The organism is Methanoculleus frigidifontis, assembly GCF_030464345.1.
In the GTDB taxonomy this organism is placed as follows: Archaea; Halobacteriota; Methanomicrobia; order Methanomicrobiales; family Methanoculleaceae; genus Methanoculleus_A; species Methanoculleus_A frigidifontis.
Map to the genome: position 1 here is coordinate 42888 of NZ_VCYH01000003.1, position 22018 is coordinate 64905.

General features: G+C 62.3%; 19 protein-coding genes and 1 pseudogene. 11 read left to right on the forward strand and 9 right to left on the reverse strand.

Going from position 1 to position 22018, the window contains the following annotated elements; all coding sequences use genetic code 11:
• Positions 1 to 20 precede the first annotated feature (20 nt).
• On the reverse strand, positions 21 to 854 hold the full coding sequence (locus FGU65_RS05060; protein WP_301663338.1) for a hypothetical protein: 834 nt from the start codon (positions 852 to 854) through the stop codon (positions 21 to 23).
• Between the two features lie 111 nt (positions 855 to 965).
• On the opposite strand from FGU65_RS05060, the gene FGU65_RS05065 reads away from it, so the two are divergent.
• Together FGU65_RS05065 and FGU65_RS05070 are read left to right on the forward strand one after the other, a co-directional pair.
• Positions 966 to 1742 carry a class I SAM-dependent methyltransferase gene (locus tag FGU65_RS05065; RefSeq protein WP_301663339.1) on the forward strand — a complete coding sequence of 259 codons (777 nt, stop codon included), beginning with the start codon at positions 966 to 968 and terminating at the stop codon, positions 1740 to 1742.
• A 72-nt stretch (positions 1743 to 1814) separates the two neighbouring features.
• The gene (locus tag FGU65_RS05070; RefSeq protein ID WP_301663340.1) at positions 1815 to 2243 is read left to right on the forward strand and encodes a pyridoxamine 5'-phosphate oxidase family protein; all 429 of its coding nucleotides are present in this window, start codon (positions 1815 to 1817) and stop codon (positions 2241 to 2243) included.
• A gap of 36 nt (positions 2244 to 2279) precedes the next feature.
• Here the strand turns inward: FGU65_RS05070 and FGU65_RS05075 are convergent, their stop codons facing one another.
• Complete coding sequence (locus FGU65_RS05075) at positions 2280 to 4898, reverse strand: PAS domain-containing protein (protein ID WP_301663341.1); 2619 nt, start codon at positions 4896 to 4898, stop codon at positions 2280 to 2282.
• Positions 4899 to 5096: 198 nt separating this feature from the next.
• Positions 5097 to 6185, reverse strand: a complete 1089-nt coding sequence (locus FGU65_RS05080; RefSeq protein ID WP_301663342.1) for an AI-2E family transporter — start codon at positions 6183 to 6185, stop codon at positions 5097 to 5099.
• Positions 6186 to 6454: 269 nt separating this feature from the next.
• Here FGU65_RS05080 and FGU65_RS05085 point away from each other — a divergent pair, with 269 nt between their 5' ends.
• From FGU65_RS05085 to FGU65_RS05095, 3 genes are all read left to right on the forward strand, one after another.
• A complete protein-coding gene (locus FGU65_RS05085; RefSeq protein WP_301663343.1) occupies positions 6455 to 8275 on the forward strand; it encodes a dipeptidase in 1821 nt (606 codons plus the stop codon).
• Positions 8276 to 8368: 93 nt separating this feature from the next.
• Entirely contained in the window at positions 8369 to 9256 is an 888-nt protein-coding gene (locus FGU65_RS05090; protein WP_301663344.1) for an ion transporter, read from the forward strand.
• A 31-nt stretch (positions 9257 to 9287) separates the two neighbouring features.
• Positions 9288 to 10559 carry a type 2 periplasmic-binding domain-containing protein gene (locus FGU65_RS05095; protein ID WP_301663345.1) on the forward strand — a complete coding sequence of 424 codons (1272 nt, stop codon included), beginning with the start codon at positions 9288 to 9290 and terminating at the stop codon, positions 10557 to 10559.
• A 205-nt stretch (positions 10560 to 10764) separates the two neighbouring features.
• On the opposite strand, the gene FGU65_RS05100 is transcribed toward FGU65_RS05095, so the two are convergent.
• Both FGU65_RS05100 and FGU65_RS05105 read right to left on the reverse strand, forming a co-directional pair.
• Entirely contained in the window at positions 10765 to 12258 is a 1494-nt protein-coding gene (locus tag FGU65_RS05100; RefSeq protein WP_301663346.1) for an MFS transporter, read from the reverse strand.
• 321 nt (positions 12259 to 12579) lie between these two features.
• Positions 12580 to 13011, reverse strand: a complete 432-nt coding sequence (locus FGU65_RS05105; protein WP_301663347.1) for a VOC family protein — start codon at positions 13009 to 13011, stop codon at positions 12580 to 12582.
• 239 nt (positions 13012 to 13250) lie between these two features.
• Here FGU65_RS05105 and FGU65_RS05110 point away from each other — a divergent pair, with 239 nt between their 5' ends.
• Entirely contained in the window at positions 13251 to 14012 is a 762-nt protein-coding gene (locus tag FGU65_RS05110) for a dienelactone hydrolase family protein (RefSeq protein ID WP_301663348.1), read from the forward strand.
• 15 nt (positions 14013 to 14027) lie between these two features.
• Here the strand turns inward: FGU65_RS05110 and FGU65_RS05115 are convergent, their stop codons facing one another.
• Positions 14028 to 14804, reverse strand: a complete 777-nt coding sequence (locus tag FGU65_RS05115; protein ID WP_301663349.1) for a DUF169 domain-containing protein — start codon at positions 14802 to 14804, stop codon at positions 14028 to 14030.
• A 179-nt stretch (positions 14805 to 14983) separates the two neighbouring features.
• Here FGU65_RS05115 and FGU65_RS05120 point away from each other — a divergent pair, with 179 nt between their 5' ends.
• Together FGU65_RS05120 and FGU65_RS05125 are read left to right on the forward strand one after the other, a co-directional pair.
• A complete protein-coding gene (locus tag FGU65_RS05120) occupies positions 14984 to 15385 on the forward strand; it encodes a cupin domain-containing protein (RefSeq protein ID WP_301663350.1) in 402 nt (133 codons plus the stop codon).
• 152 nt (positions 15386 to 15537) lie between these two features.
• On the forward strand, positions 15538 to 16335 hold the full coding sequence (locus FGU65_RS05125) for an ABC transporter ATP-binding protein (protein WP_301663351.1): 798 nt from the start codon (positions 15538 to 15540) through the stop codon (positions 16333 to 16335).
• Positions 16336 to 16505: 170 nt separating this feature from the next.
• Here FGU65_RS05125 and FGU65_RS05130 read toward each other — a convergent pair.
• Positions 16506 to 17776, reverse strand: a pseudogene (locus tag FGU65_RS05130) (ABC transporter substrate-binding protein).
• A gap of 325 nt (positions 17777 to 18101) precedes the next feature.
• Here FGU65_RS05130 and FGU65_RS05135 point away from each other — a divergent pair.
• Positions 18102 to 19265, forward strand: coding sequence for a hypothetical protein (locus FGU65_RS05135; RefSeq protein WP_301663352.1), 1164 nt, complete (start codon positions 18102 to 18104; stop codon positions 19263 to 19265).
• A 35-nt stretch (positions 19266 to 19300) separates the two neighbouring features.
• Here FGU65_RS05135 and FGU65_RS05140 read toward each other — a convergent pair whose 3' ends face one another.
• Positions 19301 to 20155, reverse strand: a complete 855-nt coding sequence (locus FGU65_RS05140) for a molybdate ABC transporter substrate-binding protein (RefSeq protein WP_301663353.1) — start codon at positions 20153 to 20155, stop codon at positions 19301 to 19303.
• A gap of 8 nt (positions 20156 to 20163) precedes the next feature.
• The gene (locus tag FGU65_RS05145; RefSeq protein ID WP_301663354.1) at positions 20164 to 20622 is read right to left on the reverse strand and encodes a DsrE family protein; all 459 of its coding nucleotides are present in this window, start codon (positions 20620 to 20622) and stop codon (positions 20164 to 20166) included.
• Between the two features lie 465 nt (positions 20623 to 21087).
• On the opposite strand from FGU65_RS05145, the gene FGU65_RS05150 reads away from it, so the two are divergent.
• Entirely contained in the window at positions 21088 to 21300 is a 213-nt protein-coding gene (locus FGU65_RS05150; protein WP_301663355.1) for a mechanosensitive ion channel domain-containing protein, read from the forward strand.
• Between the two features lie 438 nt (positions 21301 to 21738).
• Positions 21739 to 22014 (forward strand): mechanosensitive ion channel domain-containing protein, encoded by a 276-nt coding sequence (locus FGU65_RS05155; protein ID WP_301663622.1) that lies wholly within the window; start codon positions 21739 to 21741, stop codon positions 22012 to 22014.
• Positions 22015 to 22018 lie beyond the last annotated feature (4 nt).

The following is a 22018-nucleotide window of genomic DNA, read 5'->3' on the forward strand; positions in this document are numbered from 1 at the left end:
CCTGCGCCGCCCCGGGCAGGTCAGTAGACGCCCTCGCCGGTCACGAGGATGCCCCGCACCGGGTAGGTGCCGTTGCACGCACCGGAAAACTCGTGGCGCACTCTCTCGTGGTACGAGTTCGACTGCCAGCCCATGACCCACCACTGGTTTGTCCCCTGAAATTCGGTCGAGATGGTGAGGACGTTGTCGTCGGCGGCGTCGAATGAGAGAATAAACGGCACCTCGACGACGTACCCGGACGACCCGGCGCTCACGTAGGTGTCATCGATGCGTCCGGCGGAGGCGTTCAGATCGCCGACGACCCGGTAGGGCATGAACAGGGGCTCGGAATCTATCGGCATTCTGGTATCTATCTCGTGGCCGACACCGGCATCATACATACGCAGCTCCATCTCGACGAGCAGCGGCGTCTCATCCGAGTACCTGTCGGAATAGACATGGGTCGGTTTTGGAAGCTCCGACTCGTTCTGCCCCGGCATGATCGCGATCGGCACGATGCGGTTTTCATAGACGGGAGTTATGCGATCGGCCGAGAGATTCAGCATCGGCACTCCGGCGACGTCCTCGATCCGTACCGATATATTGCGTCTGTCGACGTTGGTGAAACTGACCCGGGAGAGATTGACCGGAGTCACGTTTGTTCCAAAAGCCGGATCGGGGTAGGAAGGAAGCGGAATCAGCAGGACTGCGTTGTCGATGGGCCCCGACGTGGAGAGTTTCAGTTCGTAGCTGTACACCGACTCGGCACTCTCTGCTGCGGTAGCGCCCAGAAGGAGCACTGCGGCTATGACGAAGAGCACCACCAGAGCACCCACCGCGACGAGTACCCTCCGGATATTCAAGAGATTCCCCATAGTGAATGGGTTTATCGAAGAGGTGATAATTGTAGAGCATCTGTTCCCGGGCCTTCGGGTCACCATCGCTGCTTAATACCGCGCTCATGCTATAGATCCCGCAGAGATACGATGAGCGGCAGGAAGTACGTTCACGGCTATTCGGAGCGGGAAGCGGACCGGCTGAGCGACCAGGCACGGACCCTGACCGGGCTCCTCCACCACGACACCCGGTATCCGGCGGGCTCACGGGTGCTCGAGGCAGGCTGCGGCACCGGCGCCCAGACGGTCATCCTGGCGAAGAGCAGCCCGGACGCGGAGTTCCTCTCGGTTGACCTATCAGAGGCATCGCTTGCCCTGGCGGAGAAGCGCATACGGGAAGAAGGCATCACAAACGTCACCTTCGCGGCCGGCGACATCTTCGACCTCCGCTACCGTCCGGGAACCTTCGACCACATCTTTCTCTGCTTCGTGCTCGAACACCTCCGCCCGCTGCTCCGGGAAGGCGGCACGATCACGGTGATCGAGGGCGACCACGGCTCGGCGTACTTCCACCCGGACAGCGCGTATGCCCGCCGAACCATCGGATGCCTCGTCGACCTCCAGCGGGAGATGGGCGGCAACGCCCTGATCGGGCGGGAGCTCTACCCGCTCGTCACGTCCGCCAGGTGCCGGGACGTCCGGGTCTCTCCCCGGATGGTCTGCGTGGACGCGTCCCGGCCGGAACTCGTGGAGGGGTTCACGAAACTGACCTTCACCGCCATGGTCGAGGGTGTCGGGGATGAGGCAGTCCGGCGGGGCATGATGAGGCGGGATGACTGGGAGCAGGGAATACGTGATTTCTACCGCACCTCCGGGCCGGACGGCGTCTTCTGCTACACCTTCTTCAAGGCGACGGGACGAAAATAGCCGAAGGGACGATGCGGGCGCTCCCGTAAACGTTTTTTACCGGCATCCCGTATGGATGTATGAGAGAGGAGAATGGATCTTTCCGACTGCGCGAAGTTCGCGAACGAAAACCCCGTGACGTATATTGCGACCATGGACGGCGACCAGCCCCGGGTCAGGGCATTTTTGATGTGGTTCGCCGATGAGACCGGGTTCTATTACCACACCGGAACGCCGAAGAGTGTCTGCCAGCAGCTCCTGAAGAACCCGAAGGTCGAACTCTGCTTCTACGCGCCCGCCGAGGATGGAGGCACGATGATGCGGGTCGCAGGCGAGGTCGAGTTCCTCGATGACGCGGCTTTGAGGGAGCGGCTCGTCAAAGAGCGGCCGTGGCTTCTCCAGATCGTCTCGGGTGCGGACGATCCCGGGCTTGCGGTCTTCCGCGTCGCCCACGGCGAGGCGTATCTCTGGACGATGGAGTACAACATGCGGGAGGCCGAAGCGCCCCGCGTCAGGTTCTAAATCCCTTTTTCCCGAAGGGGAACCGGTCGGCGCCCGTCACCCCATCTCGTTGCGCCGGAGGAACTCCCGGATCTTCCGCGACTCGATCCACCCGCGGTCGAGCTCGGTGATGTAGCCGTTTATCCGCCTGACTTCTTCCGTTATCTTCCCGGTGAGCGGATCGTCGACGATGCCTGAAACACCGAGGATCACCTGCAGCGGCTGGCGGATATGGTCACCGAGGACGGCGAACTGCTCCATGTTCCGTTCGATCCGGTCGAGCGCCCGCACCCGGTCGGTGATATCCTGTACCAGCGCCAGATAGCCGTGCGGGGCATCGGCGGCATGGTCGGTCCGGGTGATGAGGACGTCGAGGTGTCGGGTGCCCGATTTCTCCGTCCGGTAGAGGTTTCGTTCTTTGACCTTCTCAAAATCGAACTCGGTGGTATAGTGCACCGTCTCGCCGCGCTCGAGCCGGAGCCGTTCGCTCTCCGGGATATTCGGGTCGGCAAAGAGATTGAATCCCAGAACTTCATCTCTGTCGGAGACGCCGAACATCCGGAGCCCGGCAGGGTTGACGTCCACCAGGGTGCCCCCGGCGTCGTAGGACTCGATTGCTATCGGAGACTCCGTAAAGATGCTCCTGAAACGCTCCTCGCTCTCCCGCAGGGCCTCTTCCGTCCTTCTGCGGTCGGTGACGTCGTGGATGATGGAGTAGAGGTACCTTCTCCCATGGATGGCGATGATCCCGCTGTAGACATCGACATCACGAACCTCCCCGCCTGCAAGGCGGTGCCTGAAGACAAAGTGGCGCTTCTCTCCGCTTCTGGCCTTCTGCAGCTCTGCATACGCTGCGCTGCTGTCGAGCGTATTGATCTCGGTGATCTTCATCCCGGTCAGGACCTCGTGCGGGTAGCCGTAGTATGCGCTTGCAGCCGGGTTCGCATCCACGATATCTCCCGTCTCCGGGTCGAGGATCAGCATAGCCGCGTGGCTCGTCGTGAAGATGCTGCGGTAGCGCTCCTCGCTCTCTGTGAGGGCCTGTTCAGCCAGGATGCGGTCGGTAATATCGGTGATGTAGCCCTCGATCGCAACGACCCGGCCGCCGGGATCGAAGATGCCGCGCCCCTGCTCCCAGACCCATCGCTCCCTGCGGTCCCGGGTGACGATCCGGTAGATCACCTGAAAGGGCGCGTGTGCCGCAAGGCCGGCCTGCACCTCTTCCCAGACCCGCATCCGGTCATCCGGGTGGATGAGGTCGCCGTAGGCCACCTGCCGGTTCCCGACGATATCGTCCGGAGCATAGCCGGTCATCCCGCGCGCGCCTTCGCTCAGGAACTCCATCGTCCAGCCGGGATCGTTCCGGCAGCGGTAGGCCATGCCCTGGAGGTTTGAAAGCAGGGTGGAGAGCCGCTGCTCGCTCTGTTCGAGTGCTTCCCTCGCCCGCTGCCGGTCAGTGACGTCCCGGGCGATTCCCTCGAGCGCGACGAGGTTCCCGGCAGCGTCGAGGACGGGCGTATTCAGGAGTTCAATCCAGATGAGGTCGCCGTCTTTCCGTATCAGGCGGAGCACGAGCGGCTGCTCGACGGCGGCCTCGCCGCGACCTGCCGCAGCGAGATGCGGGCGGTCGTCCGGGTGGATCATCGCATCGCCGAGTTCCGGGTCGGCAAGCATCTCTTCCGGGGTATATCCGGTGAGGGCGGTCGCCGACGGGCTGACGTAGGAGAACCGGAATGCCGGTACGAGCTCGATCCGGTAGATGAGGTCTCTTGCGCCACGGAGAAGCAGTTCAAGTTGTTCCTTGCTTCTCCGGAGCTCTTCCTCGGTGCGTTTCTGTTCGGTGACGTCGTGCAGGTGCTCGATGATGTACGCGACCTCGCCGCTCTCGCTTACGACCGGGGTGCTCCGGCATTCCAGGTACATTCCGAGTTCGGGGAACCACCGCTCAAGCATCGCCGGCTTTCGGGTGGCGACGGCTGTTTCGGTTGCACAGGCGGTGCAGGGCGACGTGCGGCCGATCAGCTGGTAGCACTTCTTTCCCCGCACCTCATCGGGCGTCATGCCGAGCATCTCGTAGCAGGCCTTATTGTACCGGATGAGGGTGTGATCGGGTCGCATGACCCCGACGATGTCGCCGAGGGCGTCGAACATCCCTTCGAGGAGGGTGTGCTCCTGCACCTCGGCGGTGACGTCCTGGATGACGACGACCGCACCGGTGAGTGTCCCGCCTTCGGTGATCGGGAAGGCAGAAACCCGGGCGTGGACGGTCTCTCCCGACGGGCAGGTGAGGTCGAACCGTTGATGCCCGACGACTTCGCTTCGGAGCGCCCGGCCTGCAGGTGAGTCGTACTCCCCGACCGGGCGGCCGTCCGGGTACCGCAGGTGCAGGCGGCGGAGAACCGCCGCCATGTCGTCTCCGCAGAGATCCGATCCTGCCATCTTCTCGGCGACCGTGTTGATCCGCGTTATCCGCCCATCCGCGCCGGAGATGATCACCCCGTTCGCTGTTCCGGCTAAAATGGCGTCGGCGAGAGCCGCCCGTTCTCCGATCTTCCGGATCTGCTGCGCGAGGCGATCGGAAACGTCGCTGCCGGCGGTGCGATCGACTGTTGCGAGGAGTTCCGCAAGATCGCCTTCGGCATGAGTGTCCCGGGAGTACAGGTGAGGTCGCCGCATACTGGATGTGCCGCAGTATGTCGACCTGGAGTAATACACTTTCCCTTCCGGCAGGAGCGCGGCCTTTCACGGGAAACCCGGAGATCTCCGGAACGCCCGGATCCCGGGGATCGGCTGCGCTCGAAACGAACGGTACCGCTCAAAACGGGAAATTTGGCCTGGTTTCAGGCCTTCTGTGAGGGGAGAGTCCTGTTGCCGTCATCTGACCGTCGGCGCTTCGGCGCCCCTGCCCTCTGCCGGCGGCTTCTGCTCTTCCGTAAAGAGGTGGTCGACGCCCAGGATGGTGTTCACCCACGACCAGTCGTCGCTGAACTGCGCGATCATCAGGACGATGAGCGTCAGCGGGACGGCAAAGATCATGCCGGCGACCCCGAGCGCCCATCCCCAGAAGATGACCGAGAGGATGACCACGAGTGCGGGAATCTCAAAGCGGCGCGATGCGAAGTGCGCGAAGATCGGGTTCTCGACGAGGGCGTTCAGGACGATGACGGCCGCAACGACCGCGACGACGCCCCAGAGCCCGAACTGCAGCCAGGCGAAGAAGATCGCCGGAACTGCGGCGATGATCAGTCCGATGTAGGGGATGTATGCAAGGATGAACGTCAGGACGCCCCAGAGAATGGCTGCATGCACGCCCATCACCCAGAGAAACGCACCGAAGAGGAAACCGTGGACGAGGTTCGCCTCGGTTCTGACGATGACGAACTCGATCAGAAACCTGCTCATGCGGGAGAATCCCTCGACACTCTTGGTGCTGTTCTTTGTCAGTCTCCGGATGCGGGCCGGCACCTGCGGCACCTCCAGGAGCATGAAGATCGTCGTCACCGCTATGAAGAAGAGGTAAAGGAGAAGGTCCGCGATGCTCATGGCGGAGGAGGAGAGGATCCCGGCGATCTGCTGCAGGTTGATGGAGGAGGGTGAGAACGCGGCTGTGCTGATCCCGTAGCGGTCCAGGAGGGCGAGGAGCTCGGAGAGCCGGGCGGTTAGTTCCTCCTGGTAGAGAGGGAGGTCGGAGATCAGGCTCTCGAACGAGAAGAAGGTGATATAGCAGAGGAACAGGACTGCAAGACAGGCGACGACCGTAACCACGCCGACGGCGGCCATCTCCGGCACGCCGCGCTCCCGGAGCGCCTTTGTTGCAGGGTACGCGAGCATGGCGAGGATCAGCGATACGACGATGATCGTGACGAGGTATGCGAGCAGCTGAATGCCGATGATGAGGAACACCATCGCCGCAAGCATGAGTACAATGCCGAGAGACCGGGGGAGAGCGGGAACGTCTGCCATCCTGGATTACACCGATTAAGGTGTTTTACGGCAACCGTATTTTAATCCCCCGAAATTGCATGGGAGGCGCCCCTCTCTGCGAAGCGTGGAGTCCCGGAGTGCTCATCGCCGTCCGGCGGGAGCATGCGGTGCTCCCTGGGTGGAGAAACCTGCTTCGGAATGCCCGTATCGCCGAAGTGCATCAGAAAGGAGTTACTTTTTCCGAAAGTGGCCTGGAATCCGGAAGGAAATTTCGCTACTTTTTTAAATCGTTCGGTATTTTTTTCTGTATGCGAAGACGTATCGCCAGAACTGACGTTTTACGGAGCGGCATCTGCCTGCTCGTCGCCTTCCTGCTTTTGTCAACGAATGCGGCGGCATGCACGACCTTTGCGATAACGCCCGGTGCATCCGAGGACGGATCGATGTATGTCGGGCACACGAACGACGGCGTCGGGAAGTACTGGAGACAGATCGACGATATCAGCCTGATCTACGTACCGGCACGCGATCACGATCCTGGCGCGAAACGACCGGTCTTCTACGACCCGAACAGCGGTTCGGATGCGGCAGGAGGCAAGAAAGGCAGTAATGCAAGCCTGCTCCTCGGATATATCGACCAGGTGCCGCACACCTACGCCTACTACACCTCGGCCTACGGTATGATGAACGAGCACCAGCTCCTCTCCGGCGAGTGCACCGATTACGCGAAGGTCGAGCTCGGCCCCGAGCCCGGAAAGAGGATCTTCTACTCCTCGGAGCTCGCCGACATAGCGCTTGAGCGCTGCACGAAGGCACGCGAAGCGGTCGAGCTCGTGGGCAGCCTGATCGAGACCTACGGCTACTACGGGACCGGCGAGACGCTCATCTTCGCCGACCCGGAGGAGGCGTGGGTCATCGAGATGTGCTCGAGCCTCGATCCGGAGGACGGCGGCGGTCTCTGGGTCGCGCAGAAGGTCCCGGACGGGGAAGTCTTTGTTGCGGCGAACGAGTTTCGGATCCGCGAGGTTGTTCCCGGGAACCCTGACCAGCTCTACTCAAGTGACCTCTTCAGCAAACTCGAAGAGGGCGGCGCCTGGTCCCCTGCGGACGGCCCCCTCGACTGGCTCGAGGCGGTCAGCTACGGTGAGTACGCGCATCCCTACTACTCGCTGATGCGGGTCTGGCGTATCCAGGACCGGCTCGCGCCGTCGCTCAACCTGAGCCCGTACGTCGAGAGCTCGTATACGGGTGCCTATCCCTTCAGCATCAGGCCCGACGAGAAGGTCAACCTCACGGAGGCGTTCTCCCTCTTCCGTGACCACTACGAGGGAACCGACTTCGACCTCACAACCGGCACGGCGGCAGGGCCGTTCGGCAACCCCTACCGCTACCTCGGGCCCGACGACGCCCACTCGGACTTCCAGAACGCATCGTACCAGCAGATCCGCGGCGGCGCGAACCCGCGCCCGGTCTCGGCGGTCTTCTGCAGTTACAGTTACGTCGCCCAGGCACGCTCGCATCTCCCCGATCCGGTGGGCGGCATCCTCTGGTTCGGCCCGGCGGTCGCGTACGAGACGGTCTACGCTCCGCTGTATGCAGGCGCTACGAACGTATCCACCGCATACACCATCGGCGACCGGCTGCAGTACGACCCTGACAGCGCCTACTGGACGTTCGACTTCGTGACGAACTGGGCGATGCTCCGCTACGATGCGATGATTGATACAATCCTCGCAGAGCAGAGCGCGCTTGAGGCCGGATCGATCGCCCTCGTGCAGGAGACCGACAGCAAGGCGGTCACGCTCATCGATGCCGGGGACGCAGAAGGGGCGGCACGCCTCCTTACGAACGTCACCGTCTCCCGGGGCGATGCGATCGTCGACGCCTGGCACGATCTCACCGGCACTCTGATCGTTACCTATTCGAACGGCCTCATAACCGACCCCGAGACCGAGGCGGTCGACGAACCCGGGTATCCGGCGTGGTGGCTGAACGAGACCGGCTACCAGTACGGGCCGCGGGTCTACGAGCTTGAGGATCTTCGGGATACCCCCGGGCTGAACTACACCGGCAAAACCGTCTGGGTCCCGAAGAACGCACCATTTGCAGAGATCCGGGATCTTATCTGAACTTTTTTTAGCGGATGCCTGCCCATTCCTATCGGGAAGAAGCCCCTGCCCCCGGTGGAAACGCTCAAATGCCTTTCTGAACCATGTATCTGTATGGATTACCGGGCGGTCGGGCGGCGGGTCGGTGAGTTGCTTGAGCCTGCGCACGAGAAAGACCGGGCAGTCCGGCGGCGGGTCTACGAGATACTGGAGCCTGCACGTGAGGGAGACCGGGCAAGCTACACCTTCGATGTCTTCATCACGCTCGTGATCGTGGTGAACATCGCGACCATGATCTTTCTCTCCGTCCAGGAGGTGCGCGAGGATCTGCCTTGGGTCGCCCTCGCTCTCGCCCTGCTCGCGGGCGGGACACTGATCGTCTTCATCATCGAGTATATCCTCAGGCTCTGGTCCTGCGTCGAGGATCCCGACTACAGCAGGCCCGTCGCCGGAAGGCTCCGGTGGGCACGGACGCCCTACGCCCTGATTGACCTGATCGTCATCCTCCCCTACTTCCTGCTGATCTTCTTCGGCCTCAATATCACCGGGCTTGTCATCCTGCGTGTCTTCCGGCTCTTTAAGATCGTCCGCTACTCGGACTCCATCTCCCTCATCATCCGGGTGATCCGGGCCGAGAAGGACACTCTGCTCACGACCTATGCGGTTCTCTTCATCGTCCTGATCGCAGCCGCGACCCTGATGTACCAGGTCGAGTACCCGGCCCAGCCCGAGAGTTTCTCCAACATTCCGGCGGCGATGTGGTGGGGGATCATCACCCTCACCACCACCGGCTACGGGGATATGGTCCCGGTAACGGTGGCGGGCAAGATCCTCGGCTCCGTCATCGCCCTGATCGGGATCGGTATCTTCGCCCTCCCCGCCGGCATTCTCGCCTCCGGGTTTTCGAAGGTGCTTGCCCGGGAGATGGACGACGAGGTCTACCTCTGCCCGCACTGCAGGCAGGAAGTGAAGCAGAGCGAGCTCTGGAGAAAGGGAGACTGACCGGTTTTTCGATCTGTAGCGAGGTGATCGCATGCCGGAGAAGAGATATGCACTGTTTGCCGTGGCCGTATGCTGCGTGCTGGTTGCCGGGGCCGCCCTGGTCTTCGGTATCGGCGGCTCCGGGACGCCGGCTGCGGAGAGAAACCTGCACGTCGCCCTGTATCCGGGTATCGTGGACGTCAACGGCGACGACCACCAGCGGACCGTTGCCATGCTGACCGGCCGGTTCGAGCAGCAGTATCCCGGCATCAACCTGACGCTCGAGATCTCCGGAAAGTACGACACCTATGACCTTGCGAACATCCCGCGGGTCTTTGCGCCGGAGGGTCCCGACCTGGTCGTCGTCGACCTGACGATCCTCGGCCGGCTCGTCGCCGGCGGCTATATCCGGCCCTACACTCCGGAGAGCCCGGAGGCGGCGGCGCTCCTCGAGGAGAACCTTGATGGGGTCGTCGGGCCGTTCCGGGAGATGGGCGTGGCCGACGGTACCGTCTACGCCATCCCGACCTGGCTCTGCAGCGAGTTCCGGTTCTCCCGGACTCCCCCGTCGGACGCGCCGGCGAGCGGCTACTTCAGCGGGAGCTGGACGCTGCCCGAGCTCTACCTCTCCGGGTATGCCTCAAACTACGGAGACGACCCGGCGCTGCTTGCCCGCGCACTCGCCGCTGCCGCAGAGAACAACCTCGACGAGTATACCCTGCAGGGGCTTGAGGCCTCCTTCGCCGAGGGCACCGATGCGGAGGGGCGGAACCGCTGCCTGAACGGCTACTACAACGATTCTTATCCGGGAGCGCGGGACTTTGCGGAGCACCGGACCGACCGGTATACCGGCTTTTCTGAGACCTTCCGGATCGTCCTCCTGACAAACCCGGCGGTCGCAGACGAGGAGATCGCGATCCAGGGGGCGGTCTTCGGCGACGGGACCCACCCCTCGCTCGCCTGGGCGGACGGGTTCGTCCTGAACGCGCATGCGGACCCGTCGGTGACCGCCGATGCCCTCCGGTTCGTCGCGTTCTACAACAGCCCGGAGACCAAGGAATTCCTCGCCTTCAGCCTCGACGCCGTCAATGCGTCGGCCCGGGTTCCCCGGTACCTGATGCCGGCGAGCAGCGGGTTCTACACGCTTCCGGGGGCAGTCGAGGACCCCTACTACCCGGAGTTTTACCGGATCCTATCGGGCATGTCCGCCTATCCCGTCTGGGGCATTCCCGCGACCGCCGATGCCATCTTCTGCAACATCGCGCGGGCGCTCTCTGCCGACGGCATGGATATCGATGCCGGGGACTGTGCGGTCGCCGGGTGACGGGAGATCCTGTTCTCTTCTTTTTCTCTGGCTTTTCCGTATTCCGGCGTTTGCCTGCATTCTCCCCGTGGGCGATACGACACCCCGATGCTGCTATGCATCTGCTTTGCGAGGAGCGAACCGTGGTGCACGTCTCCAGGGGGCATGATTGCGCCCTGACCGGGGGATAGTCCCGGAGCCGGAACTTTTTACGTGAAAAAAGGAGTTATACCCCGACGACCGGAGCCTCGGGTGCGTCTTCGTCGAGGTTGTCGGCGTGGATCTCGTCGCGGCTCAGGAAAGCCAGGACGACGACGGCAAGCGATATGAGGAAGACGGCGACGAAGACCAGGTCGAACCCGGTGGCAAGCACACCGATCCTGATATCCGCCGGAGAAGACTCGGTAACGTGGCGGTGCGACCCGACCGTGAGCATCGCCTGGATGAAGATCATGCTGATGAAGGAGATCCCAAGGGTCATCGGGCCGTAGCGCTCTACGTTGATGAGGCTTGAGACCATGCCGTGTTTGTCGCGGGAGGCCATGCTCATCGCCATGTTCGTGCCGGGCGAGACCAGGAGGCCGACACCGAAGCCCACAACGGCGAGTGCGCCGACGATATAGAGCATCGGGCTCTCCGCCGAGAAGAACTGGAACAGCAGGTATCCGGCGGAGACGACGAGCGCGCCGGCGACGCAGAGTTTCCGGTTCCCGATGCTGTTGATCAGCATCCCGGAGAGAATGCCGCTCACCATCATGGCAACCGAGAGGGCGGTGAGGACGAGCCCGGAGGTCGACGGGTCAAAACCCTTCACCAGTTCGAGGAAGAACGGGAGGAGGTAGTTGACGCCGCCGAAGAGGAAGTAGGAGAGGACGAGCATGAGGTTGACGTACAGGAAGTTCCTGTTCGTAAAGAGCCGGAAGTCGAGCAGCGGATCGCTCAGCTTCAACTCGTGGAGGACGAGGTAGCCGAGCGCGATCACCGCTGCTGCGAGTGCTGCGAGGATGGTCGGATCGGTCCAGCCGAGCGTCGATCCCTCGCTGACCGCATAGATCAGCGACCCGAGCCCGACGAAGACCAGAAGTGCGCCGAGCCGGTCGAACCGCGAGGGCGCAGCCTGCGCTGCCGGGCTTGCCGGTATCGCGTACGAACCGATCAGGATGGCCGCGATGCCCACCGGGACGTTGATGTAGAAGATCCAGTTCCAGGAGAGGTACTGGGTCAGGACACCACCGAGGATCGGGCCTGCCGCGGTTCCGAGCGCCGCGAAGGTGGTCACCATGCCCATCGCCTTCCCCTTCATCTTCATCGGGAAGAATGCGGCAACCAGCGCCGGCGCGATGGCGCCGATCATCGCCCCGCCGATCGCCTGGACGACCCTTGAGCCGATCAGCATGCCGAACGAGTTGAAGACCTCCGGGAAAAAGCCGCAGAAGAACGAGCCCGCGGTGAAGACCGCAAACCCTGCGATGAATATGATCTTGAAACCGATTCTGTCCGCCATCTTGCCGAAGATGAGGACGCATCCGGTCAGCACGAGGAGGTACGCCGTAGCGACCCAGGCGACCGTCGTCGAGGGGAGGTTGAAGATCTCCGATATCGTCGGGAGGGCGATGTTCACGATCGTCCCGTCGAGCGCCGTCATGAACGTCGCCAGGGAGACCGAGATCAGGATCAGCGTGTAATGCCGCCCCGAGGCATCGCCGGTTGATTGATGCATACAGTACTCTGCCTGCCGGTCAGGTTAAGATTTGTGAAACGGGTGCTCCCAGAACTCCGTTTATCTCTTATACCCGCATTCCTGCTCTGAATTCTGACTATCGCCTTCCCGGCCGTGAAACCCGGATCACGGAGCGATCGGCGGCGCCTGCGCCGGCCAGCCCCTCCTGCCGGGAGAGCAGTGCGTCTACAAAAACCGCGCTCCGGGCGAGAGCCGCAACCTCACTGCCCGGGCGGTGCGGCGCTCACTGTTGCGTTCGAACAAAAAAGTAAGGGGTTTACGGACCGGCCGCACGGATCAGCGGCAGGCTGCTCTTGCCCGTCATCGCGCCGGCGGGGCAGCCCGCGCCTCGGCTTCACGCCGTTCCTGCTCCGGACGTGCAGCAATCTGGCTCATGGCGAGGATGTTCCCCTCGGTGTCTTTGAACCATGCGATCTTATCCTGGCCGGTGGTTGCGATGCCTCCCTCGGTCTTCAGACCCGGCATATCGTACTCTTCGAATGTGATCCCCTTCTGTTTCAGCTCGGCAATCTCCGTCTTGATATCATCCACAAGAAATGCTGCCGCTGTGTTGTCGGCTTTCGTCGGCGCTCGCTGGTAGAGCAGGAGCATCGTCCCTCCTCCGGCATCGTAGAGCGCTCCGGCTTCCCGTTCCTCACGGAAGCGCAGGCCGAGTTTCTCCTCGTAGAACTTTCGCGCCCGGGCCATGTCGGCAACAGGGAGCGTGGGCATTATCATGGCATTGGTCATCATGTGTCGTACCTCCGGTGCCGGGCACCTGGTGGTGCCGGGCGGTTCAGGATAGCCTGACGCATATATGTATCTTCCTGCTGAGGGAGAGAACGCAGGTATACAGCGCGAATGCCGGTATGCGGCACAGGAAGGGGGGATTTTCGGGGATCGCCCTGCAGTGAGGATGTCCGCCGCCCGGGCATAAATGCTATATGCAGGGCGGCCGGACGGGGGGCATCCCATGGCGGAGGGAGGTTTTCATGAGAGGGAGTATCGTATTGTTTGCATTCGCTGCCGTCATGCTCGTTCTCGCCGGGTGCGTCACCCCGGGCGAAGGGAGCGACGGCGGAGCACAGAACGGCACGACGGTGGATATCGAGAGCGGCGGCCGGACCTATCCGGCCTATATCGCAGCGCCGGGTGAGAACGGGACCTATCCGGGCGTGGTGCTGATCCATTCCTTCAACGGGCTCGAGCCCGGGTACCGGGATATGGTCGACCGGTTTGCCACCGAGGGGTTCGTCGTCATCGCCCCTGAGTGGCAGATGCACGAACAATCGCCGGAAGACACGGAAGTCGAGGCGCTGATCCGGGATACGATCGCCTATCTCGGGAACCGCTCCGACGTGAACGAAAGCAGCCTCGGCCTGACCGGGTTCTGCGCAGGCGGGCGCTACACCATGCTCTTCCTGCCCGGGATAGAGGAGTTCGACGCGGGCGTCGCCTGGTACGGGTTCCCCTACTCCGGTGGGCAGGCGAACGGGACGCCGCCGGCCGAGTTCATCAGCGGGCTCGAGGATCCGATGCTGATCATCCACGGCACGGCTGACCAGGCGAGCCCGGTGGCCGATATCTACCGGTATGCGACCGACCTCGATGCTGCCGGGAAGTACTTTGAGCTTAAGGTCTACCAGGGTGAGCCGCACGGGTTCATGGTTCAGGACGGCGAGCTCGCCACGGGCTTCGTCGCAGAGGATGCCTACGGGGAGATGGTGACGTTTTTCAACCGGACGCTCGGGTGAAGGGCCTCCCCGGCCTCACTTTTTCGGTGCGTGGAGCGCGTCGCTCCGTTCAATCTTCTTTATCACCTTCTCCCATGACCTGGTCGCCAGGAAACTCTCCTCCATAAAGCCGATCACGTTTTCAAACTTCTTCATGGGAAAAGCCATCGTCAGGGTGTCCGGCGGGACGCAGGGGCGCGCCGAGGGGTCGAACATCCCGAGCACGGCTTTCGGGTTTTCTTTCTGCTGCTCGAGCCACGGGTAATGGAAGACCGAGCTGCACCCGGCGCCGAACGGGCAGATGACGCCGTCCGGGTCGGTCCGGTCGAAGTTCGCGAGCGTGAAGAGGCCGGAGAGCACCTCGGGCCGTGCGAAGAAGACGGCGGCGTCCGGGTTGTCCGCCTCAGTGAGATTATCCCAGCGCTTGAAGACAAGCTCCTTTCCGGCAGTGGGCAGCCGCATCGTCGTCTTGTCGAGCTCGTCCACGATCTCCGGCGTCTGCTTGTAACGCTCGCCCTCGACAGCGCCGGGCTTCCCGGAGGAGAGGAAGTAGCGGAAGTCGGGGAACCGCTCGGCGTCGTAGCCGAGGTAGAACCGCCCCCCGCGGCAGCTGATGGAGTCCTCGTCGAAGACGAGGCTCGTTCCTTTTCGCACCCTGACAAGATCGCAGACGAAGCACCTCCAGCCCTTCGGGGCGGGTGCTTTCTCGAGTCCGCCGGCGTTGCCCCCGACCTCGAAGACTATCGGAAGCTCCGCCCCCGGGAAGTACTTTGCAAAGAGCTCTATGAAGGTATCGCGAAGTGCTGTATCCATAGAATCCTCTTCTGGAAGAATGGTGAAGAATCTTCTGATCGTTTCACGGACGGCGGAGTCTTTGCTCCCGGGAGTTCTCATTCCCCGATGCCGCGGGACGACCTCAAGAATAAATACCGGCGCGCTCCACACTTGAGCGTTGCTACCATTCGTAACCGGCCGCGTCCGGAGGTTGTACCATGAAGAAAGGATTTGTAGCTGATATCGAGACAGAAACCGTACAGAACACCGACTTCCGCAGGGTCCTCTACACCGGGAAGTTCAGCCAGCTCGTGCTGATGTGCCTGAAACCCGGCGAGGAGATCGGTGCGGAAGTGCACGACGACATCGACCAGTTCTTCCGGTTTGAGGAAGGAGAAGGGAAGGTCGTGATCGACGGCGTGGAGCACGCCGTGAAGGACGGCAGCGCCGTGATTGTGCCGAGCGGCGCGAACCACAACGTGGTGAACACGTCACAGACGGCAAACCTCAGGCTCTACACCATCTACTCCCCGCCCGAACACCAGGACAAGGTCGTCCGGAAGACCCGCGAGGAGGCCATGGCTCGGGAGGAACACTTCGACGGAAAGACGACGGAGTGATCGCCTCCGGCATCTCTTTTCAGATCCTCATTTTTCACGCATGCTCCCCGGGGCGGTGCGGCAGAACCTTCAAGTCTCTGCCCGTCAGCTCATGTACAGATACGTTCCGTGCGCCTCTGCCGCAGACGGGACAGCATGTGGAGCACCCGACAATGACAGCGACCCCCCCGCCCCTGTTTGAGTTTGAGAAGATCACTGTCGTTCGGGACGGCAGAACGATCCTCGACTCGCTCTCGCTTACCGTCCGTGCCGGGGAGCAGATTGCCCTGCTCGGGCCGAACGGTGCGGGAAAGTCGTCGTTCGTCAGGTTGATCACCCGCGAGTATTATCCGTCGGGCCGGAGAGAGGACGTCGTCTTCAGAATCTGGGGCAACGACCGGTGGGACGTCTTCGACCTGCGCTCCCATCTCGGCGTCGTCTCAAATGACCTGCAGCAGACCTTCTCCCGGGATATCTCCGGCAGGGAGGTCGTCCTCTCCGGTTTCTTCTCGAGCGTCGGGCTCTTCACCCACGCCGTGACGAGCGCGATGGAAGCGAAAGCGGACGAGGTCCTCGCGTTCCTCGAGATCGAACATCTCGCGGACCGCCCGATGACGGAGCTTTCCTCGGGCGAGGCACGGAGGCTCCTGATCGGCCGGGCGCTCGTCCACGACCCGGCAGCCCTCCTCCTGGACGAGCCCACGAACAGCCTCGACCTGCATGCCCTCCATACCTTCCGCAAGACCCTCCGCACGATCGCCCGGTCCGGCACCGGGATCATTCTCGTGACCCATAACCTCCACGACATCATCCCCGAGATCTCGCGGGTCGTCCTCATGCGGGACGGCCGGTTCTGGAGAGACGGGCCGAAGGCGGAGGTGCTGACCGACGAGAACATCGGCGGACTGTTCCGCGTGCCGGTGCACGTAAAGCAGGATGAGGACGGCTACTACTACGCGACCGGGTACTGACCGGTCAAAAGAGGGAGTTTTCAGAGCAGCACTGCGGCGAGGGCGAGTGCGGTGGGTAGCCGGGAAGCGTGACCGCTGCCGTCGTGCGGGTGCTGTCCGGTCGGTCGGCGTCGTACGAGGGTGCGGTCGGAGCCGGCACGGGTCAAAAGAGTGGATACGGGTGTCGGCGTTCAGGCGCCGATCACTGCGAAATTCGGAGGCATACCCGCCGTCCAGATATCGTACTGGGCAACCGGCACCCACTGGTATGCGTCGCCGCCCTCCACCGACCAGAAGCAGTAGTGCGCAGTCGACCGGTCGCCGGCGGCATTCAGAGAGACCTCATCGCAGAAGGATCCGCTGACCCTCGCCGCGACCTCCGTTAAGGCGACCTTCAGCTCCGATGCATCTGCCGATGCGGTCTGCGTGCAGACTGTGGTGACGATCCAGAGTACATCGTAGGATGCCAGGCTGTAGCCGTCGGGCTGACGGCCCAGCCGGTCCTGGATCTTCCGGACGGTGGCCTCGTGTGCCGCGACAAGATCCTGCTGCCAGAACGCCGGGCCGGTGAAGCTCGTCCGTGCTGCGAACCGGGCGGCATCGCCGGGTGTCGCCAGCGCACCGATGAGAACGTTCGCGTCGCTTCCGTACCATCGGACCTGCGAGAGGTTCTGCATCCCTGCGGCCGCCTCCATGATCGGCGCTGCCTCTTCGAGGGTGATAGCGTAGACGCCGACCTTTTCCGCGCCGTATACTGCGATGGCATGCCCGACCTGCACGTCGAGGTCCGCTACCGCAGCGGTGTAGTCCGCCGTGCCCGGTGTGTACCTGACCCCGTCAAAGACGGTTCCGCCGTTCTCTTCGACCGCCGCCGCCGTCAGGTTCCGGAGTTCGTCGCCCCAGACGTCGCCGCGGGAGATGGGCACGATCGCTGTGACCCCACTCTCGTTCAGGAAGTATGCCATCGCATCTGCCTGGAAGGTGTCCGGCGGCACGAACCGGAAGACGTTGTCGCCGACAATCGCGAGTGACGGCGCCGTGCTCATGGTGCTGACGATGATGATCCCGTGCTCGTCCGCGTAACCCCGAACCGCCTCTCGGCGCTGGATACGGGGCCGATGACCATCGTGACCCCCTGCGCATCGAGTTTTTTCAACTTCTCAAGCGCAACGGCGGGCTCGGTCTCTGTATCCTCGACGACCAGGCGTACCTGGTAGTCTGAGCCGATTGAGGCAAAGTACCTGTTGATATCCTCAGCAGCCACTTCAAGGGCGGCATTGCTGGCCTGTCCGGCCTCCGTATAGTCGCCGGTGAGCGGCAGCAGAATGCCGATGACATTCTCCTGCTCGCCTGCCCGCGGTGTGGTCGTAGTTCCCGTGCATCTGCAGGCGAAGACGACTGTTGCGAGGATGATGAGCGTGAGGAATCCCGGAAAGTCTCTCCCGAGGCTTTCGAAGCGTATGCAACCGCCGCCGACGCGATGAGATCGGCGTTCGACTCCCTCACGGCATCGGTTATCGCGAAACTGTGAAGATCACTTCTCCTTTTTTCCTGCGTGCGTGAGCGCCGTCACCCTGCATCCCTGCCCCCTTGTCGCATTGCCGGCGGCCGAAAGCAATCCGCCGTGATGGATGTTCTCCCGTGCCGAACCTCGCGGATGGGCGGTACTTTTTTACGGCAGTTGCTCCATCCCGGGGAAAGGCGCTTTGCCGGAGGGGCCTTATCCGGCGGACGGCGGGAATTCTTCTCTGCTCCCGCGCCCGTGCAGAGAGGTGAGGAGGAAAGGAATGATACGGGATACGGCAACCGGCTTTCTCCAAAAGACGATGCGGGAGTATGCCGCCCGGACCGGGCTCGATCCCGCGAGTGACCGGCCGCGGCGCTACCTCTGGACCGACGCTTATGCGGTCTGCACCTACCTCGACCTCTTCCGGCTGACCGGCGATGCGGCGTATCGCGCCCTCGCTCTCGCCCTCGTCGGCCAGGTGCACCACACACTCGGCCGCCACCGTGACGACGACCCGAGGGCAGGCTGGATCAGCGATCTACCCGCAGCGGAGGGCGAGGAGCACCCGACGGCCGGAGGGCTTCGGATCGGGAAAAAAATGAACGAACGCGCCGCCGGCGAGCCGTTCGACGAGCGGCTGGAGTGGGACCGGGACGGGCAGTATTATCACTACCTGACGAAGTGGATGCATGCCTTAAGCCGCGTCGCCGCCGTCACCGGCGATCCCGTCTACCTCCGGTGGGCGATGGAGCTTGCCCGGGTCGCTCACGAGGCGTTCACCTACGCCGCCGGTGGCGGGAAGCGGATGTACTGGAAGATGAGCATCGATCTCTCCCGGCCGCTTGTCCACGCCATGGGGCAGCACGACCCGCTCGACGGTCTCGTCACCTACAGCGAGCTGCAGGCGGCGGTGAAGAACCTCCCCGGGACGGCTGCCCGGATCGATCTGGCGCCCGGGATCGCTGACATGGCCGGGATATGCCGGAAAGTGCATCTTGTTACCGACGATCCGCTCGGGATCGGCGGCCTCCTCTTCGATGCGACGCGGATCGCCCGGCTGATGATCGAGGGAGAATGGACATACGCCGAACTGCTGGAATCAGTCCTGGGCGCTGCAGGGCCGGGCCTTGTCTCCTTCGCACAGCGGGGGGTGCTCCGGCATCCCGCCGCATATCGCCTGGCCTTCCGCGAGCTCGGGCTTGCCGTCGGGCTTGCGGGCGTTCCCATGATGCTGGAGGCGTTCGAGGAGCACCCGGACGCTTTTGCCCCCTCCCTGCAGCGGCAGGCGCAGGCCATCGCAGAGTACCTGCCGCTCGGCGAGGCGATCAGAGAGTTCTGGCTGGATGAGAAGAACCGGCAGGCCGCCACCTGGACCGAACACCGGGAGATCAACACGGTGATGCTTGCAACCAGCCTCGCCCCCGGCGAGTTCCTGATGGTATAGGGGCGATCCGTGCGGAGCAGACGTTGCACCGGCGATCAGGGCGGCAGGAACCCATACTCACGGTACACCGCCTGCCCGCCGGGGCCGGCGAGAAAATCGAGGAATTCGGCGGCGGCCTGCGGGTGGGGGGCATCGCGCAGCCGTGCGGCGGCATAGGTGCCGGTCTGGTTCTGCTCCGGGGGAACCGTCACCAGCGCTATCGGGTTTCCGATCCGCTGCTGGAAGAGCGCTTCGGTGCACCACACCGGTCCCGCATCGGAAAGGCCCTGCAGGATCCGCATGGGCGTCTGCCGGTGGTGGATCTCGGTCAGGTAAGTGGCTCCCGCATCGACTTTCTCCCGCATCACGGCATCGACGAGCGCCTGCCCCCCCGCCTTTTCATATGCCTCCAGGATCAACCGCCCGACACCTTCGGACCGCGGGTCGGGCATGCTGACCCGCACGTCCGGTCTGCCGAGGTCGGCAAGCCCGGCGACCCGGCAGGGGTTGTCGGCACGGACCATGATCCCGAGCCGATTTTTCGCGTAGGGCTCAATTCGGTCGAACCAGCCGTTTTCCCGGTCGAAGTGCTCGATGCGTGACCTCCCGGCGGTGAAGATGTCCGGCCGGAGTGCGATCCGCAGATTGCCGATCAGCAGAGCTCCGGCACTGATCTGCTCGGCCAGCACGCCGGGCGGCAGGGTCTGCCAGTAGATCCTCCGGTACCCGGGATATTCCTGCCGGAATGCGGTGATCAGATCGTGGGTGACCATGAACTGGTTGCCGTTGAAGAAGATCACGAGCTCGGGGTCGACGATATCCCCGTGCAGGTCCGGAACGTTGTTGACCTCCGGGACGGTGAATCTGCGGCCGCTTCCGTGCGGTTCGGTCCAGGGCGGATAGATCTTCATGGCTCCTCCTAGTAGTGCATCAGCGCGTAGCCCTTCATCTGATAGGCGGGCAGGACGGAGAGTGCGGAGAGGGCGTATGTCACCTCCGGGTTCACGTCGTCCCGCCGGTATCCGTGTTTGAGAACCGACTGCCCGCAAACGTAGAGTGCAACGCCGTTCTGCGTGAGCTGGTGGATGAGGTCGGCGTCCGGATTAACCCTGCCGAAATCCCTCCGATATGCTTCGAGGGTGAGCGTTGCGGGGGTCGCTCCACTATGGACGACTCCTGCCAGGTGCAGGTGTTCGCCGGGCACCCCGGCCCACTCGAAGAGGTTGATGGTAAGAGCGATGTGCGAAAGCCCCGGGGTGGGATCGCCCTCTTTTTCGGGCGGGCTTGATATCCGGTATACGATCCGGTATTCCAGATTTTTATCGGGCTGGCAGGCCGCATCCGGCAGTTTTCGTATTGCACCGTACCCCTCGATCATCGTATCACCGGTTTTACTTCTCCCCATTCTGGAGTACGGTAATAAAGGTATCCCCTGCGGTCGCGTTACCGTATCCGCCTCCTGGTTGCGGGGCCTCGATTGGCAAAGGGGCGCGGTCGGTCTGATATCTCCGCGATAGGTATCCGGAAATCTGCCCTGCCCCCGATCAGAAAATCTGCGCGTTTATTGGTGTTAAACTCTCCGAGATCGGGTAAATGCGGTTAAAATACGAATTGGAAGCGCTTTTCATCGTCTCTTTATAAATACCCGCGTATAGCTTTGAGGTTTACCATGGCGGCTCCGGATCTCTCCCTGCCTGCTATCGATGCTTCCCGTATTATGTAGCTGTCTCTCGAAAACAGCGCGTGTGCGATACTCACCATCATTATTGGATATATTATCGTTCGGATACTCATTTTCAAACTCGAGGATTAGTCCGAGAAGCATATCCAGATACCCAAAATAATGATGACCCATATCATCAACGCGATACGATGGTTCCTCTACCTTATCGTGGTTCTTCTCGTCCTTGCGTTTCTGGACGAGGATATCGATGCTGTCATTCTGAGTGTCTCTGCGCTGGTTACGTTTATCCTGGGCTTCGGACTTCAGGACACCATCAACAATCTTGCGTCGGGCATCTGGATTGCCTCTGCACGGGCGTATGATATCGGGTAGTGCCCTACGAAACAACTGATACTCCCTTTGTTGCGATCGCATCCAGGTGTTCCCGATTGATTGCACCCCGGGGCACGGCTTTCCCCTGGGTATCGCCATGACTGCCCCCGCCCCCTGGGGAGGGGGGAGGAGGCCGGAGGCCGGGCGAGGTTGGGGGGTGAGGTGTGCGGATCTTTGCGTAAGACAGGGGAGGGGGGAGGCTCCATCCCCATGGCGATAGCCACCACGGTTCACGGCATGGGGAGACGCCGGGACAAGCCCGGTTCGGCACCAATCTCGTCAGGGAAGAATGACAGCCGGAATAGAGCTTCACCAAGGCCCGATACTGGAAATCTTCTCCCCATGGTATTTTTTTCATGAACACGGGTTGGCGGGTAGCGTAATTCGGTCGGATTCTCTGAGATCACGTATCAGGTATATGCTGGAGCACTACCTGATATCGGGGATGAAGTGACCATTGCAGGGCACCGCGGTTATGTTAAGAATGTAAACATTATGTCGACCGAACTGAAGCAGATTGATAATCCCAGGGTGATTATTCCAAACAGCAAAGTCTGGAACAATCCTATCATCAATGGTACCAGGATGCCGACACGGATGATCGCCCTCGAGTACTCGGTATCTTACACCACCGTTATCAGCGATGCAGTGAGCGTGAAGACCCATGAGCAGGAGCGGGGGTGGTTACACCGTATGATCCGCGACAATGAATAGGTTC